Genomic DNA, 4,740 nt, shown 5'->3' on the forward strand with positions numbered 1-4,740 from the left:
GGATCAAGAAACACGGCGCCAACACCATGCTCATCAACTTCCGCGGACCAGCCGGCACCTTTCCCACGTACTCATTGGCCGATGTGCTGGATGACGCGGAGTTCCAGTTGCGTGGCGATGCCGACGTGGATTACATGGAGCTCTTCAAGCGGGCGGGCAAGGACGCTCTCCAGTCGCTGGACTTTGGCGGGAGTCCCTTCCGCGGCAAAATTGTGCTCATCGGCGCCTCTGCAGAGGAGCTTGGCGACAACAAGCTGACGCCCTTTTTTGAATTTGCGGGCAGGCGGCTGAAAATGCCTGGGGTGGAGATGCACGCCAACGCCATCGACACCATGCTGCGGGGCGACTACCTGGCCTACATGCCATTTGGGGCTCAGGTGGCACTTCTTTTGGGCCTTGCTTTGCTGGCGGGACTGGTAGCGCGCCTCGTGCGGCCGATGTTCGGCTTGGTGGCCATTGCGCTGTTGGTGGCCGCAGTGGCGGCATTCGGTCTCTACCTTTTCGTGGGCGTGCGCCTTATCATGCCCTTGGTGGCGCCGATCCTGAGCATAGGTGTCAGCTATATCGCCAACACCGTGCACTTAGTCGCTGCCGAGCGGCGTGCCAAGCGCTTCTATCGCCAGACCTTCCAGCATTATGTGGCCCGCAGTGTGGTGGACAAGATGCTTGAAGGTGGTGAGCTCCCCAAGTTTGGCGGGGAGCGCAAAGAGCTCACCGTGCTCTTCTCCGACATCCGCGGCTTCACCCGCTATGTGGAGCATCACCCGCCTGAGGAGATCGTCCACAACCTGTCGCAGTACTTCACCCTCATGGTCGAGGTCATCTTCCGGCATGATGGCACTTTGGACAAGTTTGTAGGCGACCAAATCATGGCGCTCTTCGGGGCGCCGTACTACTTTGCCGACCACGCCGAACGGGCCTGTCGCACGGCGGTGGAGATGGTCAAAGAGCTGCGCACCTTGCAGAAGCGATGGTCCGACGCGCGCTGCGAGTACTTCCAGATGGGCATAGGCATCAACACGGGGCAGATGATCGTCGGCAACCTGGGCTCGGCCCAGCTCTTTGACTACACCGTCATCGGCGACGAGGTAAACCTTGCTTCTCGTCTGGAGGGGGCCAACAAGTTCTATCAGACCACCATCATCATCGGCGAGCGCACTTACCGGCAGGTGGGGGCCAAGGCGATTGTCCGCGAGCTGGACATTGTCCGCGTGGTGGGGAAGAGCAAACCGGTGCGCATCTATGAGCTGCGCGGCATGGACAGTGTGCCGTGGATCGAGCAGGACCTGATAATCGACACCTACACTCGTGGCCTCAACGCCTATCGCCAGCGGCAGTGGTACCAGGCTCTCAAGGAATTTCGCCGCGTGCTGTGGTATTTCCCCTCCGACGGCCCGTCGCGCTTGTACACCAAGCGCTGCCTGGACTGCATCCAGAACCCGCCCCCGCAAGACTGGGATGGTGTATACGACTTCCGGGAGAAGTAGCTGACCGCTTGACCGGTGCAGCGGTGAGCGTGTCCTTCACGCTCACGGATTTTTTACCCAAGGAGGCCCATGGAGAGCGAGCCTGTCGTTGTTCTTAGGGATGTCTGTCGGTTCTACCGGATGGGACACGCAGTGGTGAAGGCCCTGGACCGCGTGAGCATGGCGGTACGACGTGGGGAGTTCCTGGCCGTGGTGGGTAGCTCTGGGTCCGGCAAGACGACGCTGCTCAATCTCATTGCTGGTCTCGACAGGCCCACGTCCGGTCAAGTCATGGTCGGAGGCCGGGACCTCACTCATTTGCCCGAACGGGCGCTCGCCGAACATCGCAAGCGGATGGTGGGGATGGTGTTTCAGGCCTTCAACCTCATCCCAGCATTCACGGCGGAGGAAAACGTGGCACTGCCGCTGATTTTCAGCGGTATGCCACCGCTGCAACGCAGGCAACGGGCACGAGAACTGCTCGGCACGTTAGGGCTGGCTGAGCGCCTCCAGCACCGGCCAGGCCAGCTCTCTGGAGGAGAATTGCAGCGCACTGCCATGGCGCGGGCACTTGCCAACGGGCCGCAGCTGCTCCTTGCCGATGAGCCGACGGGCAACCTCGACAGCTGGACCGCGGCCGAGATCATCAACCTCCTGGCTTGTCTGCACAGGAGCGAGGGCAAGACCGTCATCCTGGTCACGCATGACGAGCCCATGGCGCGGCGAGTTGCGCAGCGCCTGGTGCGGCTCTCCTACGGCCGGATTGTCGGTGAGGAGGCCTTGCCATGACTTTGCGCGAAATCCTCCGTCTTGCCTGCGGAAACCTCAGGCGCAACCCCTTGCGCACGGCGCTGACCACATGCGGGGTGACCATCGGCATAGGTGCTCTGGTGTCCATGGTCTCCTTTGGCACCGGCATGCAGAAAAACGTCGGCGAAGCGCTCGCCAAACTCGACGCCTTCGCTGCCATCCGTGTGCTGCCGCGACCGGCGGCCATGACCGGCCTATGGGACGCCCCGGCAAGAGGGGAGAGCAAGGCCCTCACCGATAGCGTCGTGAGTGTCATCGCTTCGCTTCCAGGAGTAGAGATGGCCTATCCGGAAGTGGTCGTCCCGGTGCGGTTGCGGGTGGGCGGACGCGAGCGCCAGACAATGGCCCAGGTGGTGCCGCTCACCGTCGGGCGATACGCTCCGTACAACGCGATGACCTGGGGACGTTTCTTTGCCGCGGACACCGCTCAGGAAGTCGCGTGCGCCGACCATGTGCTGCGCCGCATGGGTTTCCTGCACCCGGACTCGCTGGTGGGCGCCAGCGTGGAACTCGTGGCAGCAGGCCTGGACATGCGCGCCTTGGTGCAGCTCTTCTCTTCGAGCGGCCTGCCCAAGGCAGAGGAAGTGCTGGTGCCGAAGCGGGCCGAAGCAAGACTGGTGGGCGTGTGGCAGCACGAGGAGTTTGGCCCCGCGGGCACGGCCACCTTAGTGATGCCGCGAGGACTGAAAGAGCGCCTCGGTGCCATTGGGTCCCTATTTGACGCCATAGGGGGATTCCAGGCTGGCGGGGGGTATCCTGCCGTTTACGTGCGCGCGGCCAGTGTGCAGATGGTCGAGCCGTTGGTGGAGACCTTCGAAGCCATGGGCTACGCCACGTTCACCGTGCTCAATGAGCTAAAAGAGCTGAAGAAGGGCTTTCTCGTCTTTGATGCGCTCCTTGGCGCGGTGGGCACGGTTGCCCTGGTGGTGGCAGCACTCGGCATCGTCAATACCATGGTCATGTCGGTCCTGGAACGCTACAAGGAAATCGGCATCATGAAGGCAGTAGGCGCCACTTCTGCGGAGGTGAAACTGCTGTTTGTGGCGGAAACTGCGACCATCGGGTTCATGGGGGGATTGGGCGGGCTCATCTTGGGGTGGGCGGTGACCATCGTGGCCAATGCCGTTGCGAATCACTTTCTCCTCAAGCAAGGTGGGGCGGCGGTTGACTTTTTCTACATCCCCTGGTGGTTAGTGGCCGGCGGGGTGGGATTTGCTTTGGCAGTGAGCGTGGTGGCTGGGCTTTTCCCTGCCCGACGAGCCGCGCGGGTCGACCCTGTGCAGGCCCTGCGCTACGAGTAAGCTTCTCTGCCGCCCCAAAAAAGTATTGATTTACTGCGGAAGATTCGTTAAGTTTATCAGCAAACTAAAGGGTATCTTGCACGAGAGCGAAGGTGGCAGCGCAGGGCGAGAAAAAGGGCAAGATTCTTTGGGTAGACGACGAGATCGAACTCCTCCGCCCCCACATTCTCTTCTTGGAGAGCAAGGGGTTTGCAGTCACCCCAGTGGCGAACGCCGAGGATGGGATCGAGCTCATCAGGCGGCAGGAGTTTGACCTTGTCCTGCTCGATGAGATGCTGAACGGGATGGACGGCCTTTCGGCGCTCTCGCGCATGAAGGAGCTCAGGCCATCCCTGCCCGTGGTGATGGTCACCAAGAGCGAGGAGGAGTCGCTGATGGAGGAGGCCATCGGCGCGAAGATCAGCGACTACCTCACGAAGCCAGTCAATCCCAGCCAGATTCTGCTCATTTGCAAAAAGCTGCTGGAAGGCCGCAGGATCGAGAGCGCGCGCCTGTCGCGAGACTATGTGGCCGAGTTTGCGCAGATTGCTGCTGCCGTGGCCTCGTCGCCCGGCTGGCGGGATTGGATAAACCTGCACGTGCGCCTCAGCCAGTGGGAAGTGGAGCTGGATCAGCACCCCGACCTCGGCCTCAGGCAGACGCTGGCCGACCAGCGGCGTACCTGCAACATCGAGTTCGGCCGCTTCATTGAGACGCATTACCCCGCGTGGATGCGCGACGGCGACCGCCCTCCGCTGTCCGTGGACGTGGTCTCCACTTTCCTTGCTCCCCTGCTCAAAGTGGGCAGGAACACGGTGTTCATGGTGATCGACAACCTGCGCCTGGACCAGTGGTTGACGCTCGAGCCGATGTTGTACCCCTATTTCAATGTCACCACGGACTACTACTATTCCATCTTGCCCACGGCGACGCCCTACTCGCGCAACGCCATCTTCAGCGGTCTCTTCCCCATTGAGCTGGGGAACCTTTTTCCCGACTTTTGGCAGAAGGGACAGGACGACGAGCAGAGCCAGAACAGGAACGAGCGGCAACTGCTCGATCAGCAACTGGTGCGGCTCGGGGTGAGGCTCCGCTCAGAAGCCAAGTACATCAAGGTCCTCGACCTGGAAGAGGCGCGCAGCGTGGAGAAGAATGCGCGTAGCCTTGGTGCGTTGCCGCTGGTC

General features: G+C 61.6%; 4 protein-coding genes. All 4 read left to right on the forward strand.

Annotation, left to right across the window (positions count from 1 at the left end):
* Positions 1-1,487: adenylate/guanylate cyclase domain-containing protein (locus H5U38_11580; protein ID MBC7187663.1), on the forward strand; the 1,487-nt coding region annotated here is incomplete at its 5' end.
* Positions 1,488-1,556: 69 nt separating this feature from the next.
* The gene (locus H5U38_11585) at positions 1,557-2,255 is read left to right on the forward strand and encodes an ABC transporter ATP-binding protein (GenBank protein ID MBC7187664.1); all 699 of its coding nucleotides are present in this window, start codon (positions 1,557-1,559) and stop codon (positions 2,253-2,255) included.
* Positions 2,252-3,577, forward strand: coding sequence for an ABC transporter permease (locus H5U38_11590; protein ID MBC7187665.1), 1,326 nt, complete (start codon positions 2,252-2,254; stop codon positions 3,575-3,577). Before H5U38_11585 ends, H5U38_11590 begins: the two co-directional genes overlap by 4 nt.
* A gap of 92 nt (positions 3,578-3,669) precedes the next feature.
* A partial coding sequence (locus H5U38_11595) for a bifunctional response regulator/alkaline phosphatase family protein (protein MBC7187666.1) occupies positions 3,670-4,740 on the forward strand: 1,071 nt, incomplete at its 3' end.

The sequence above is a fragment of the Calditrichota bacterium genome (assembly GCA_014359355.1).
GTDB lineage: Bacteria > Zhuqueibacterota > Zhuqueibacteria > JANLFK01 > Oleimicrobiaceae > Oleimicrobium.